Origin of the sequence: Rhizobium sp. BK399, assembly GCF_014194695.1 — a bacterium.
Lineage (GTDB): Bacteria > Pseudomonadota > Alphaproteobacteria > Rhizobiales > Rhizobiaceae > Rhizobium.
Genome location: NZ_JACIAH010000026.1, coordinates 1 through 14165, shown reverse-complemented (window position 1 = coordinate 14165; position 14165 = coordinate 1). Strand labels below are relative to the sequence as shown.

The 14165-nt window shown below is 56.2% G+C and carries 16 protein-coding genes and 1 pseudogene; 12 read left to right on the top strand and 5 right to left on the bottom strand.

Translation table 11 applies throughout. The annotated features are described in order from the left end of the window. Nucleotides 1-144 precede the first annotated feature (144 nt). The 3 genes from FHT97_RS28870 to FHT97_RS28860 all read left to right on the top strand — a co-directional run bounded on the left by FHT97_RS28870 (nt 145) and on the right by FHT97_RS28860 (nt 2760). A complete protein-coding gene (locus FHT97_RS28870) occupies nt 145-978 on the top strand; it encodes a universal stress protein (protein ID WP_183864977.1) in 834 nt (277 codons plus the stop codon). 74 nt (nt 979-1052) lie between these two features. Then, a complete protein-coding gene (locus tag FHT97_RS28865; protein ID WP_183864976.1) occupies nt 1053-1865 on the top strand; it encodes a universal stress protein in 813 nt (270 codons plus the stop codon). Between the two features lie 706 nt (nt 1866-2571). Further along, nucleotides 2572-2760, top strand: a complete 189-nt coding sequence (locus FHT97_RS28860; protein ID WP_183864975.1) for a hypothetical protein — start codon at nt 2572-2574, stop codon at nt 2758-2760. 88 nt (nt 2761-2848) lie between these two features. Here FHT97_RS28860 and FHT97_RS28855 read toward each other — a convergent pair whose 3' ends face one another. After that, a complete protein-coding gene (locus FHT97_RS28855; RefSeq protein ID WP_348649657.1) occupies nt 2849-4540 on the bottom strand; it encodes a heavy metal translocating P-type ATPase in 1692 nt (563 codons plus the stop codon). Between the two features lie 307 nt (nt 4541-4847). Between FHT97_RS28855 and FHT97_RS30700 the strand changes: the two genes are divergently transcribed. Then, entirely contained in the window at nt 4848-5270 is a 423-nt protein-coding gene (locus tag FHT97_RS30700) for a hypothetical protein (RefSeq protein WP_210296809.1), read from the top strand. On the opposite strand, the gene FHT97_RS28845 is transcribed toward FHT97_RS30700, so the two are convergent. The 3 genes from FHT97_RS28845 to FHT97_RS28835 form a co-directional block, all read right to left on the bottom strand. Further along, nucleotides 5248-6000: a response regulator gene (locus tag FHT97_RS28845; RefSeq protein WP_183864972.1), complete on the bottom strand. Its 753-nt coding sequence runs from the start codon at nt 5998-6000 to the stop codon at nt 5248-5250. The genes FHT97_RS30700 and FHT97_RS28845 overlap by 23 nt on opposite strands. 186 nt (nt 6001-6186) lie before the next feature. Further along, nucleotides 6187-6615, bottom strand: coding sequence for a metalloregulator ArsR/SmtB family transcription factor (locus tag FHT97_RS28840; protein WP_183864971.1), 429 nt, complete (start codon nt 6613-6615; stop codon nt 6187-6189). Continuing rightward, entirely contained in the window at nt 6612-7250 is a 639-nt protein-coding gene (locus tag FHT97_RS28835; protein WP_183864970.1) for a peroxiredoxin, read from the bottom strand. Before FHT97_RS28835 ends, FHT97_RS28840 begins: the two co-directional genes overlap by 4 nt. A 292-nt stretch (nt 7251-7542) precedes the next feature. On the opposite strand from FHT97_RS28835, the gene FHT97_RS28830 reads away from it, so the two are divergent. From FHT97_RS28830 to FHT97_RS28800, 8 genes and pseudogenes are all read left to right on the top strand, one after another. Beyond that, nucleotides 7543-7971 (top strand): YeeE/YedE thiosulfate transporter family protein, encoded by a 429-nt coding sequence (locus FHT97_RS28830; RefSeq protein ID WP_183864969.1) that lies wholly within the window; start codon nt 7543-7545, stop codon nt 7969-7971. Then, nucleotides 7971-8411, top strand: a complete 441-nt coding sequence (locus tag FHT97_RS28825) for a DUF6691 family protein (RefSeq protein ID WP_183864968.1) — start codon at nt 7971-7973, stop codon at nt 8409-8411. Before FHT97_RS28830 ends, FHT97_RS28825 begins: the two co-directional genes overlap by 1 nt. Nucleotides 8412-9042: 631 nt before the next feature. Beyond that, nucleotides 9043-9309: a PepSY domain-containing protein gene (locus FHT97_RS28820; RefSeq protein ID WP_183864967.1), complete on the top strand. Its 267-nt coding sequence runs from the start codon at nt 9043-9045 to the stop codon at nt 9307-9309. Nucleotide 9310: 1 nt separating this feature from the next. Then, on the top strand, nt 9311-9880 hold the full coding sequence (locus FHT97_RS28815) for a cytochrome b/b6 domain-containing protein (protein ID WP_183864966.1): 570 nt from the start codon (nt 9311-9313) through the stop codon (nt 9878-9880). Next, nucleotides 9877-10554, top strand: coding sequence for a response regulator transcription factor (locus FHT97_RS28810; protein ID WP_183864965.1), 678 nt, complete (start codon nt 9877-9879; stop codon nt 10552-10554). Before FHT97_RS28815 ends, FHT97_RS28810 begins: the two co-directional genes overlap by 4 nt. Next, the gene (locus tag FHT97_RS28805) at nt 10551-11939 is read left to right on the top strand and encodes a HAMP domain-containing sensor histidine kinase (RefSeq protein WP_348649656.1); all 1389 of its coding nucleotides are present in this window, start codon (nt 10551-10553) and stop codon (nt 11937-11939) included. Before FHT97_RS28810 ends, FHT97_RS28805 begins: the two co-directional genes overlap by 4 nt. Before the next feature lie 59 nt (nt 11940-11998). Further along, nucleotides 11999-12726 (top strand): annotated as a pseudogene (locus FHT97_RS31250) (lipid A biosynthesis lauroyl acyltransferase); the annotation flags it as partial. Between the two features lie 342 nt (nt 12727-13068). Beyond that, complete coding sequence (locus tag FHT97_RS28800; RefSeq protein WP_183864964.1) at nt 13069-13929, top strand: trypsin-like peptidase domain-containing protein; 861 nt, start codon at nt 13069-13071, stop codon at nt 13927-13929. A 14-nt stretch (nt 13930-13943) separates the two neighbouring features. Here FHT97_RS28800 and FHT97_RS28795 read toward each other — a convergent pair. Then, on the bottom strand, nt 13944-14165 hold a 222-nt coding region (locus FHT97_RS28795; RefSeq protein WP_183859079.1), incomplete at its 5' end, for a transposase.

The window sequence follows — 14165 nt, the reverse complement described above, 5'->3', positions numbered from 1 at the left end:
GCTGAAATCTCAAGTGGAAGAAAAACCACGGCATTTATCCGAGCGGAGCGCCGAAAGGCGCAAAAAAATGGGAAATTTGACAGACATCAAAGACATGTCGGTGGAACACAGTACGCTCTTCTTATCCAACAAGAGGGCAGTGCGATGAACATCAAAACCACCATGTGCGTATTCGACGTCGGCCGCTGGGACCAGGACATAAAGTCAGCAATTGAATTCTGCGAGACACAGGGCGCCCATATGACGGCTCTCGTTGTTTGCATGGGTCGCGTTCCAGCGATTGCAACCTATGAAGCACTTTCAACAACTTGGTTAGAAGGCCAGCAGAAGGAAATAGACAGGCTAACCGAGGAAGCGAAATCGTTGCGGAAAATCGTCGAAAGGTCAGGCCTATCCTTTGACGTGCAGGAAATCTATACCGAATTCGCATGGGCCGACGATGATATCGCCCAGCATGCTCTCTATGCGGACCTGATTCTCGTCGGCGCACAAGCCGCGGGCAACGAAGAACTCCAGAGCCGGATCATAGACGGTGCGTTGTTTCAATCTCCAACGCCAATCCTCGTCAACCCCCGCATGCAGTCAATCGCCTCAGCTCCAAAATCGGTTCTACTTGCCTGGGATTCAAGTGACGAGGCCGCGCGGGCCACCCGCCAGTCACTTGAGTTTCTCAAAGGCTGCGATAGCGTCCACGTGACGCTAGTGGATCCGATCGCTAGTAGCTGGGAGAACGGTGAAGAGCCGGGAGCAGACATCGCAACGTTTCTCACTCGACACGGCGTCAAAGTGGAAGTGGATCGCCTTTCGAGCGGCGGACGCCGCGTAGATGAAATCCTTCGCCAACACGCTGTGGATGTAGCTGCCGACATGGTCGTCATGGGCGCCTTCAACCATCCCCGGATTCAGCAACGCCTCTTTGGCGGCGTCACCCGATCGATGCTGAAGGATAGCCAAGTTCCGCTCTTTTTATCGCGATGACGCTGACGCAGCCATCTTGCCTCGGTTTACGAAATTTAGGCCTGGAAAGCAATTAATCCCAGCGGGAGGACTTTATGAGGCCGCAGTTTCATCTGCCACTTATCACACAGCCGGAAGCGACTTCGTTTTCGCTAATCGAGAACGCTATCCAGTTCTCGTTACATCAGGGTGCAGGTCTGATCGCCAGCCTGTCCGCCGCGCGGCGCCATGGTCAGGAGGCGGTCGAAACCTATTCGGAAGACGACGAATTCCAGGCTGATCGTTTCGACCGGGAGGTCGCGGCGCAACTTGTCCGGCATCTGCGCGAGCGGGCAGAAAGGGTTTGTCTCGATATTAGGCTCGTCCCCATGGACTCGGAAGCGATGTCGGCGACCATGAGGCTGGCCGAACTTGCTCGTGCGTACGATGTGACAATTGTTGAAAATACCGAGCTTGCTCGTCCGATAATAGAAGGATGCTTTTTTGACAGTGGCCGCCCGCTGCTTCTTCTGCCGTCTGAGGATTTCTATGGCCGGATCGACAACATCGCGATCGCCTGGGACGGAAGCGCCACGGTGGCACGGGCGCTCTCACATTCTTACCCCATGATTCAGTCCGCGACGAAAGCGACGGTCATACGCGTGCGCGACGCTGCGATCTGGAGCGACGATCTTCTCGACAGATACGTCGAAGCGCTGGAGCACTCGGGCATCGATGTTAACGTGGCAGCAGTACACAGCGACGGCGAAGACACCACCACAATGATACAGGATACCGCCATGGAAGTTCACGCGGACCTGCTTATTGCTGGCGCCTACGGGCACTCCAAAATCCGGGAAGCGCTTGTTGGCGGTGTCACGCGCGGCCTTCTCGACGACCTGCGTATACCAACTCTGCTGTCTCACTAGTCCACAACGTCACCTCGATCGAAGGTGCTGGTCCATAGGGTTCTCAGTATGCAGACGAGCGAACCTATTCGGCTTGAAGAGGCCCGGAAGGAACGTCTCGTGGAAGCAATGGGGCCCATACCTCAGCGGGAGGCAATGGGAAGCGTGCGCGAGGACTACAGCGAGAACGCTGACGCATGTAACTTCTTTCCTCATGGTCAATGTCGATCGCGCGCATATCGTTGAGGCGACGACGGCATCGCTTACGCCGAGCTCATTGAAAATAACCGTCTCCGCTCCCCTGAAGAACTCGAGTTCGAGCTGCTCGACACCGGCGTCTTCGCGAGGATCGGTACCATGACGTCGTGATCGGATATGCGAAAGCCACCCCGGACTAAGGCGAGCTGCATCTGTTGCCGACGCTCTGGTTCAGAAACCACTGGACGTCCCGGACTCTCAAATGCCCTCGGGTCCATCTGCAACCTCTTCAATAGCCACGCATGCCGAACCTATTTTAAAGCCGTAGGCGATGGTTCGATTAAACATATGGGGCCCTAAGGTGTGTGAGGTGATCCAGCAAGAGCCGCCAGACTGCGGAAGAAGTTCAGGATGGTCCACGCGGTACACTCTGCCGCTATGGAAGAGAAACCCAAGGCCTCGCCTTCCAGTCACTGCGCTCCGATCCCGAAAGAAGATGCGAATGGGATTTTCCTCGAACGCGAGGGCAATGACTACCTTGTCGTCACTAGATGTCACCACGGGCACTCGACTGGACCAGGAAGGAGCACTGCTGCCCGCTTCAGCCCTGCTTTGCGAGAACCATGCGGCTCTCAATCAGCGCCGCCTTTTGAAGCAAGTACATGCGAACGGACTGCTAGTAGAGTTCACCGGGCTCGGTGGACGCGACTTCTACTAGCAGGGTCCATGTTCGCAGGATAGCGAACGAATTCGCTGACCCTCGCCTGGGCGATCGTCAAAGACCGACGAGCACGAGGCTTCAGGACCTACCTCACGGCTCTAAGAGCATTCAAAACAACCGCGACATCGATTGCCTCCTGAATTAGCGCCCCCTGAACCGGCGGAAGAAAGCCTGCTGCGGCAAATACCATTGCGATCGCAGACAGTCCGATACCCGCTGCCACGCTTTGGGCTGCGATTGATCTTGAATGCCGAGCAACTTTTAAAGCCGTTACCACACCATTCAATCCGCTTCGCAGGAGCACCACGTCTGCGGCTTCCGCTGCAGCGGCCAGGTTCCCACGCGCGATTGCAAGACCGACGTCGGCCGCGGCAAGTGCCGGAGCATCGTTGACACCGTCGCCCACCATCATCACCTTGCCATCCGCCTTCGCGCCGCTAACGACCTCAACCTTGTCCGCCGCGCTGAGATCGGCCTCAACAGCATCCATTCCAAGTCGGTCCGCGATCGCTCTGGCAACCTCGAGCCGGTCGCCGCTCGCAAGCGAAATACGCTTTATGCCCAACTCGCGAAGCTCTTCGATTGCATTGGCGGCGTCAGACCGCAAACTATCTTCGAAACGAATTGCTCCCCGGACTTCTGCGTCGACGCACACAAGCGCGCTTGCCGTGTCGTCGGCAACCAAGGACTGCGGCTCGATGCCTCTTGAGCGCACAAACGCCGGCCCTCCGACGAGCACACGCTGTCCTCCGATAGTCGCCTCCACTCCCTCACCCGCGACCTCAGCCGCCTGTTCCGGCTTGGTGAGAGACAGATGACGGGATTGGGCCTCCGACACGATCGCACGGCCCAGTGGGTGAGCCGAGGCAAGTTCCGCTGATGCGGCCAGTTGAAGGAGACGGTCAGGGTTGTCATTTCCAAGCACGTTTGCGACAGTCGGCTGGCCGATCGTCAGCGTACCCGTCTTGTCAAAGATGACGATCTCGATCTTCGACAAGGCTTCAAGAACTGCGGCGCCCTTGATCAGAATACCTTTTCGGGCAGCCTTCGATATTCCCGCTACCAACGCCACTGGAACAGCCAGAATAAGCGGGCACGGTGTAGCTACGACGAGAACGGCTAGCAGCCTTACACTTTCTCCCGAAGCCGCAACTGCCGCCGCGGCTACAAGCAACGTAACTCCGAGAAACCAGAGACCCATCTGGTCCGCAAGTCTGAACATTGGCGCTCTGGACTTCTTTGCCAGTTCAACCAAGCGTACGACATGCGCGTAGGTACTGTCTCTGGCGAGTTTTGTGGCGATTAACTCAAATGTGTCGCCGGCGTTGGATGCTCCGCTCTGTACAGCCTCTCCATGCAATAAACGAACCGGCAGCGGCTCCCCGGTCAATGCGGACTGATCGATAACCGCCGCGCGTCCCTCGATTGTTCCGTCGACAGGAACGACGTCGCCGCGACGAATGAGGAGGCGATCACCGGGTGTGATCGCTCCAATCGATACCTCGATGAACTCGTCATCGTTGATGCGCAACGCACTGCGGGGCACACGGGAAAGAAGATCGGTCATGCCGCTTTCGGCGCGTCGGTGGGCATAAGACTCGAGAAAGTGGCCGCCGGCGTACATAACCGAGACGATCGCACCCGCTAGGTATTGGCCGAACCAAAGTGCCGCTCCCATGGCAAGGGCTGCGATAAGATCTAGTCCGACTTCTCGGCGGCGAAGCTTGGCAAACATTTCGACTGAAAGGCAACACAGCACGATAATGATACTGAACACGAGAAGAACGTCCGCAGCTTGGCGTACTTTCAGCAGCGCAAGGAGAAGACCGCTTATAAGAAGGCAGAGTGCGCTGCAGAATAGTGTAAGGGACCAATACCGCTCGATGATGAGTCTTGCTCGAACTCTCAAGAAGGTTTGCTGGTCTGATGATGCGGCTTCGACTGCTTGCATGCCGCTCGTCCTTTCCGAAAGCTCGGCTTCGAGCCAGCCTTTCATAAACCAGGTTCGTTTCCTTGATCTATGACAATGAAGACGGAGGTTAATCGCGCGAAAGATCAGATCGGTTGCTGGTCGGGAGGACGCCATGCCGTATAACTATATCGTCGGCCAGTTGCTGCGAGATGACAACCTTGCCGCCTTTTCCCTTATCTGCAGCGTTGTGCCCACGTTCGACGAAAAGGACTGGGCCGCTCTGTTGCACGACACGCGAAACTGGCAGTGCATAAGTGCGCGTGATATCGCAGGCCGTGTAAGAGGCTTGGCAGTTTTCAGGTTGCGAATGCACCCGGAGGCTGGCCTATTGATGGATGTGCCGATCTTCATAGCTCTAAGCGCCGGTGATCATCATGAGATCGCCGAGCGACTTTTTTCCTCGCTTGAAGCCCAAGCCGCGGCATGTCGATTTATGCGAGTCTGGAACAAACTCCCCGAGACCCTGCAGGAAATAGAAGATCCTGATTTCTTTCGTCGCTGGGATCATGGGCTCATCTATCGCGTTCATCAATGAACGCTCCCGCCGGCTTTGCGGTAAAGACGTACCCAACGGATCGAATGGACTTTATGAGTTCCGGGCGTGCTGGATCGATTTCGATCTTTCGCCGCAATCGGGAGATTTGCGTATCAATGGACCGATCAAAGGCGTCGCGTCCGCGGTGTCGGGTAAGATCCATCAGGGCGTCTCGACTAAGAACCCGACCTGCATTGCGGATAAACGCATCAAGCATGTCGAACTCTCCGCTGGAGAGCTCAATCTCGAGGTTCTCGGGATTGAGAAGTTTGCGCTTTTGCCTGTCAAGTTGCCATCCATCGAAGACGAGTAAATCATGTTCCTTCGGGCCTGGAACGGGAGCCGCTTGGTAGCGACGCAGAATCGACTTTAGCCTTGCGTGGACTTCGCGCAAATGAAACGGCTTGACGACATAATCGTCTGCTCCGATCTCCAGGCCAACAACGCAATCGACAACATCCTCCCGCCCCGTGAGGATCATGATTGGGATGTTTGAGGTGCGGCGTATCTCTCGGGCCAGGTCTAGTCCATCCTGGTCAGGAAGGACCAGATCGAGGAGAATGATATCGAAGGCCTTGGCCTTAAGCGACAACCTCATTTCCTCACCGCTCGCGGCACACGTGACCTTGTATCCCTCGTGCTCGAAGTATCGCTGCAGCATCTGTCGGATGCGCGGGTCGTCATCCACGACAAGAATTGCCGTCTTGATTGGAGAAGACCCAACTGTCATCGTCAGCACCGCCCTGCATCATTGCTGTTGAACGAGCCCGAAATGGTCTGCCGGGCCACATTACGCCGGTTCTATTGTGCGTCAATGACACCTTTCGTCGCTCTTAAATAGCGACAATAGGTGCAAGGCCGCTCGGTTCGAGCCCCCTTAGCGCGCGCCAGTTACACTCTCTATAGGTCGGCCAAGTTATTCCCAAGGCTCAAGCCGGGCCCACCATGCCATCTCTCCTGGAAAAGCAATTGCTCCACCCCCACGCGATTGTGCAGGCGCCCTAGCAGAAATGGCTGCCCTCTGCGTCTTCGCCCCCGCCTCGCAGAATAGCCGCATCAGCAAGTCCATTACCATCGAGACACGACTGTCTGCGATGGAATAGTAGACTTGGCGCGACTGGCGGCGCGTCTCGACGAGCCGTGCTTGCCGAAGTTCCGCGAGCTGCTGTGAGAGCGCCGGCTGCTTAAATCGGAGGACACTTTGGATTTCACTGACGGACCGCTCGGTTTGCGCGATATAGCAAAGCAGCATCAGTCGGCTTGGTGTACTGAACAGGCGCATGAATTCGGCCGCTTCGGACGCCTTTTCCTGCATTTCCTCGAAAGAAAGGATGCCACCAATCATTCGCGACGCTCCCGATAATACCAGGCTTCGCCCTCGCGCGGCTCATCGAGCTCGTCCATGTTGGCCGCTACGGGCTCAAGCAGCGCGGTTCCACGCATCCAACCTTCCGGAGCAAGCGCACCCTCCTTCTCCGTCGCCTGCAGCGCCTCGACAAGACGGAGGAGCTCGCCAACAGACCGGCCGACGTTCATCGGATACCAGACGATGGCACGAATGACGCCTTTTGGATCGATAACGTACGTAGCTCGGACCGTCCCGCTGTTTTCGGAAGAGCCGTCCAACATGCCATAGGCACGCGCGACAACCATGCCGGCGTCCTCGATTAACGGGAATGGCACTTTGACCGCGAAGCTACGCTCAATGTCCCTCAGCCAGGCCACATGAGAGTACAGACTGTCGACCGAAAGACCCAGCAGGTCGCAATTGATCTTGGAAAAACTCTCATGAGCACGAGCAAACGCGATGAATTCGCTCGTGCATACCGAGGTAAAATCTGCCGGATGAGAGAAAAACAGTAACCAGCGCCCCCGGTATCTGGAAAGCGAGACCTCACCGAGCGTAGATCGCGCCGCAAAACCCGGCGCTACCTCATTAATCCGCAAAACAGCCGGCGACAGCTCATTATCCGCGCTCACTTGAGCCTCCCTGGTCGGTCAGCTCCAAACATACAACACTTGCACTATTACTGTAAATATGCAATATTAGCCACATTGCATTCTTCTGGAATGTGACCCCGCACACATGATGTGGCCCCAGCGAGCCTCATGCCACGACTGAAATGCGTCTGGTTTTGGTTCGTCGCGCGCAAGTGGAGCGAATGTAGAAGCGATATTCACGTCATGCCGGGCGCGCACGAAAGGTCGCTATGCGAGTTAGCAAGTGCCTCGACACCAACCTGTCAGATTTAAACAGCTCAGTGAATGCGACATGACCCAACTTAACTATATCTGGCCGCTGTCCGGCGGCCTGCTGATCGGCCTTTCTGCAGCGCTCTATCTGCTTCTCAACGGTCGTGTTGCGGGGATTTCCGGTTTGGCCGCCTCTGCACTCGGATGGACCGGCGTAGGCTTTAGCCCACTGGGCATAGGGTTTCTTGCGGGCATCATCGGCGGCGCGGCCAGCACGTTCGCTCTTCTGCGACCCACGGAACTTACCATCACCTCGTCACCGATTCTTCTCATAGCTGGCGGCCTCCTGGTCGGCTTTGGTACCCGTCTCGGTTCGGGATGCACGAGTGGTCACGGCGTCTGCGGGCTTGCAAGGCTCTCCACCCGCTCAATCGTGGCGACCATCACCTTCATGGCGACCGCTGCTGCTACTGTCTATGTCAGCCGCCACCTGATTGGAGAGATGTGATGAGCAGTCGAACCCTCGTTTCGATCCTGTGCGGTGTTTTGTTTGGCGTCGGCCTAGTCCTTTCTGACATGGTCAATCCGGCGCGCGTGCTCGGCTTTCTCGACTTTTCGGGGTCTTGGGATCCGTCGCTAGCCTTTGTCCTTGGTGGAGCGCTGATCCCATCAGCCATTGCATATGTAATTAAGCGAAATCAGTCGCGGCCGGTTTTCGACAAGAAATTTCATGTTCCGGCCAGCCGTACGATCGACGCAAAGCTTCTCTTCGGTGCAGGTTTCTTCGGTCTAGGTTGGGGTCTGGTAGGCCTTTGTCCAGGCCCCGCAATTGCCTCACTCGCCACCGGCCGTTGGGAGGCTGGCCTCTTCGTAGCTGCCATGATCCTCGGAATGTTCGTTTTTCGAGCCGTTCAATCCCGGCAAAACGCGCCGATCTCGGTCAACTGAGAAGCGGACTGGCTGGCTAGACCCTGGGACCCCCAATACCTTTGGCCTGAATCGATATGAAGCCATACCGGCGCGCTGGTAGATCTCCAGTTCGCTACCAGCGGACATGATCCAAGCCGGCTGCAGCACATGGCGTAATCGGTTTGCATCTCCAATGTGCAGCGCACGACGCTCTCGTACATCAGTTGCCATAGTGATCGACGCCGAGAAGATTGCTGGCAGAATCTCGGCTATCTCCTGCTGGCGGCTGGCGTGACGTGACCTTGTGAAAAAGCTGGGCAGCGCAGAGCTCGCGCGCAGTCATTCATAAACTGAACGTCTTGCTGGGTCAGGGATTTTCCGACCTCTTGGCCTCGCTGCAACGTCTGCCTGACTGCATCGTTGACCCTTTGCCCAGAATTTAGATCGGCTACTCTCTGCAGATTTCATGCCCGCAGCGACACCGTTGGGAGAGCAGTCATTTCGCTCATATCCTCCAAGGATCCTCGCTCAGACCTTGAGTGCATGGCACTGAACGGCGCGAGGGCAAAACCACTTTGTAGAATATTTTGAACTCAGACAGGAAGCCGACAGCTTCACTGCCTTATCGATGTCCTTGTCGCCCACGACGGGCATTCAAAGAGGACAGATCATGAAGTTGAACATAATCGCCGCAGTCGCGATCGTATCGGCAACACCAGCAATGGCGCTCGCAAGCCCGAGCTGCACCGCCGAGCCAAAGTCGAAGTGGTTGTCTGAGGAGGCCATGAAGGCAAAGATCGACGTGCTGGGCTACAAGGTCAAGACGTTTGAGGTCACCGGCAACTGCTACGAGATCTACGGCAGGGACAAGAATGGCAGTCGCGCCGAGGTGTATTTCAATCCAGTTACCGGTGCGATTGTCCAGAAAGGCGGCTGAGATGACCATAGTCAATTCGCAAAGGGAGGGCCATGCGCCCTCGCCACCTGCAGGTGAAACCACGATCAAGGTGTGGGATCCGATCGTTCGGGCATTTCACTGGACGGTGGTTATCGCATGTATGCTCAACCTGTTCGTGCTCGAGGAAGGCAAGTACTGGCATCGCGTGACGGGGTATGTTGTTGCCACAGCGATTGCCGTACGCATTGTTTGGGGCTTTATTGGCACGAGACATTCCAGATTCAGCGATTTTCTTCCGACACGCGCAAAGGTGATGGACCAGGTCTTGGGCATCGTCGACGGGCATGAAAAAAGGTACATCGGTCACAGCCCCCTAGCTTCAGTCATGATGCTTTCACTAATGGCGCTTTTGGCGGCGACGGTCCTTACAGGTTGGATGACAACGATCGATGCTTTCTGGGGAGAAAAGTGGCTGGAGGAGTTGCACGGTGCGATAGCCAACAGCATCATGGTCTTGGCCTTCATCCATGCAGGAGCCGCCGTGGTCGAAAGCTTGAGGCATAGGGAAAATCTGGTCTGGTCAATGATTACTGGTCGGAAAAGGGCATGAGGATTCTGCTGATTGAAGACAGCGCCCGGCTCCGAGAATTGCTTTGTGAGGCTATCAGAAAGGTTGGTTGGAGAATCGACGCCTTCGGAACATCGCAAGAGGGCCGGCTGGCCCTTGACGGTGCTGACTACGATCTTCTTCTTCTTGATCTCGGCCTGCCCGACGAGGACGGGATAGACGTGCTCAAGTCACTGCGAAGCGCAAGAGTTCAGATGCCTGTCCTTATATTGACTGCGCGCGGCGCAATCGATGAGCGAATCGCCGGCCTTGATGCTGGCGCAGATGATTACCTTGCAAAGCCTTTTCATAACGGCGAACTGATCGCGCGCATCCGTGCTCTCATGCGGCGGGCTCCGAACACCACGATGCCCACATTGGAATTTGCCGACCTTAAACTCGATCTTGCTTCGAGGCGCGTAACATGCGCTGGCGCCGAGATTGCGCTTGCTCCGTCGGAAAAGGATCTCCTTGAACTACTGATGCGCAATGGCGGAAAGGTGGTCTCCAAGGGTAAGATTGAACACGCCTTTTCAGAATTCGGTGACGAAAGAAGCAGCAATGCCGTCGAGTTGGCGATTTCAAGGCTACGAAAGAAACTGGAAGGGCATCCGACCGGATCTTTGATCGAGACTGTGCGAGGCGTCGGCGACCTGATGCGGGAGGAACACGCGTGAGCCGCTGGCATCCGACTCTTGGTGCGATTCTCACCAGACGAATAGCGTTTTTTGCAGTGCTCGCAATGGTCGTGCAACTCGCGGTGATTTTCTCGGACTACTACTGGAATGTCGGCGAGCTGTCCCGTCTTTTCGTGGAGCAGGAAACCGAGCGCCTCGCTTCTGGCATAGCCCTGGAAGGCGAAAATGTCCGATATCAGCTCCCAGAAAGCCTCAAGCAACGTTATGGCACCCGATCGTCCGGTTATGTCGGCAGAATTCGTGACGGCAATGGTACGCTTGTGTTTCAGTCCTGCGACGATGCCTGTGAACGTCACTTCCTCCCCGCTGATGTGAATCCACCCGATTTCTGGCTGAGGTCGTTGACGACAGGCAAACCGCTGACCTTGGTCGGCGGCAGGGCCTTCGTGATCGGAGATCGACGTTTTATCGTCGATGTCGCAACCATTGAAGACCCTCAAGATGTGGTCTCTTCGGTTTTTTGGAGGGAAGTCATAGAACATATGCTGGTTCCGATGAGCATCTTGCTCGTCCTGGTTCTCGGCGCCACTTTGCTCTCCGTAAGGCAGGCATTGAAGCCCGTACGTGCCGCAGCTAACGCCGCCGATGATATCGATCCCATGGACGCGCGTTCGCACCTGAATTTCGACGGCATGCCGCGCGAGGTTGCCCATCTCGCGATTGCCATCAATCGTGCCTTCGAGCGGGTCGGCGAACTGATGGCGTCGCAGAAGGTCCTGACGTCGGGAATAGCACACGAAATCCGCACGCCGCTTGCGGCAATCAAGCTCGAACTGGGAAACATCGACCATCCTCGCGCCCGCAAGGCGGAAGCCGATCTTGATGATCTCGTGGCCTTTGTGGCAGCGCTAACAGCGCTCGCGCGCCTCGACAGCTTCGACCATGGGATGTTCGAGGACGTCGATCTAGTAGCACTGTCGTGCTCCGTCGTAGAACAACTTGCTCCATGGGTGTACGAGCACGGCCATTCACTTGAATTCCATCCTCAAGTCGAAATCGCTCTTATCAGAGGGGCGCCAGCGCTCATTCGCGATGCTCTACGCAATCTCGTGGAGAATGCTGTGCGTCACACGCCCGCCGGCACCTCTATCCTCGTATACGTGGCAGCCAAGACTATTCGCATCGAGGACAGGCGTACCAACACCGCAAAGAACGAAGCCAAGCCAGCTGAGTACGCCGACAGCCTCGGTATCGGCCTGAGGATCGTCAGACGCATAGTCGAATTGCACCGTGGCAATCTTCACCAGTCAACATCGAGGCTAGGTCACGTCTTCGAGCTCCGTTTCGATGACAACTATGCGCCAAGTTCGACGCATAAGTCTGAAACCACAATAAACGAACAGTTCTCGTTGCAAGATTTCTAACGATCGCCCAAAGGTCTAACCGGCGTTCCGCTCCCACGTTGTCCTCGCCGCCGGCACGCGCCTATCCTGAAAAGCCTGAAGACGAGCGACGGAAGATCGCTCTTGACAGGTGGGGAAATTTGGGCAGGCTTGCCGCCGAGTATGTCTTCCTGGACCAGCTATTCGATTTCGATCCTGCCCGACCTGAATCCGGACGGATCGAGGTCTGGATTTGAAGACTTCATGGAGCTTTTTTACAAGAGGCGGCCCTTCATCGTCTTTAGCGTTCATATAGGCAATTTCGAATTGCTGGCTGTCGTTGGCGCTGCATTCGGTCTCAACCTGACGGCACTCTGCCGCCCCCAAACAATCCCCACATCGCCTCAGAACTCTCCTGATTTCCAAGCGAAAGGATGGGCAACCTCGTGCCGTCGCCCGTGGGATCATCTTTCGCACTTGCGCGGCATTGGAGCGTGGAGGCGGCGTAGGCTTGCTGGTTGGCCAGAAATTTCGCAAGGCCCTTTCGACCACGTTTTATGGGCAAGACGTGCGGACAATCCCGTTGCTCGCCAAGTTGGTACGGCAGTGCAATTTGTGAGTCTACTCTGCCCGCTGCTTCGGCCGCCGGGAAATCGAATATCGGCGCGAACTAGAGCCCAAGATTACAATCCCAATCAACGAGAATGGAAGCGTAGATATCCACAAGACCGGACAGCCCCGAATGAGAAGGTTGGAAAGCTGGGTTCGAGAGTATCCCGGTCATTGGCTTTGCTATCATCACCGCTGGAAGCATAAGAAAGCAATATAGCGCTAATGAACACAATTTTAGCCTCAACAGGGAGCTGACGTTTCGACGCTTTTGGCACAGTCCCTGCCATCGGACGAAGCGATAGCGTTCGGAATGGCCCGATGCGCTTGGTCAATGTGTGGGGGAACCCGCGCTTATGCTTTACGTTCCCGCAATTTTTAATTTTGGCCACACTACTCTGGTTTGCCCTTCGATGGTGAAGCATTCTCCTCGCGCCAGCCCTCATGCCACGTCGTGAATTCCTCTCGAACATCGGTCGCTTAGTTTGCGATTAGTCAATGCGCGTGTGTGCCCTTCTTTCCAATCTGGCCCTGCACATGCTTGTGACACAGGAGTTCAGGAATGGCCGGAAGTTACGCTCTTTCCATGCTGAGAAGCATGGTATTTGCCGTTGGTATAATTGGTCTTGTGTTCGGACCGCTTGAGGTCACTGAAGCGGGGCAAGCAATAACACCTTCTCTCGCGCCAATGATTAGCCGTGTCATCCCGGCAATCGTAAGCATATCCGTGCGCGGAAAATCCAATGACGAGCAAGGTGACACTTTTTACCTTACACCGGGTGTCCAGAACAAGTCGCGTCCCTCCGACACCTCCGCCGGGCCGGTTTCTGAACTGGCTGGAACCGGGGTGATAGCTGACGCTGCGAACGGGTATATCCTCACGAACAATCATGTGATCGAAGGCGCCACATCGATCAAGGTGACACTTGCCAGTGGCGAAACATTTGACGCGGCCGCGATCGGGGTGGACGTTGAGACGGATCTGGCAGTGATCAAGATCCCCGTCGACGGATTGAGTGAGGCCGTGTTCGGAAATTCCAGCGACTTGAGAGTCGGCGACTATGTGGTTGCCATAGGAACCCCGTACGGCCTTGGCAAGTCGGTAACATTCGGCATCGTCAGCGCACTCGACCGGTCCGGACTTGGGCTGGATTCGCAAGAGGGGTTCATCCAGACCGATGCATCCTTGAATCCAGGAAATTCAGGCGGCGCCCTTGTCGACCTGGAAGGAAGAGTTGTGGGGATTAACACGGCAATCCTCGGGCCGTCGGGAGCCAACATCGGGATTGGATTCGCCGTACCCATCAATTCGGCGAGCGTGATTATGCGACAGCTCATCGCCCATGGTGAAATCCGCCGAGGTCAGCTTGGCGTGCAGGTGCAGGATAACAATTCTCGATGGCCATCCGCCAGGATGGCATGAGCTAGGCCGTCGACTCATAAACTCTGACACCAGATCCTTGCCGCGACGAGTTTGACAGCTGCGAGATAGTTTTCCGGGCGCTTGTCGTAGCGAGTAGCGATACCTCGAAACTGTTTGATCTTGTTGAAGAAACGCTCGACAAGGTTCCGTTGCCTGTAAACCCAGCGCGAGAACGAGAAGGAGCCCTTGCGAGTTGCCTTCGGCGGGATGTTGGCCCAGGCCTTGCGCTCGGCCGC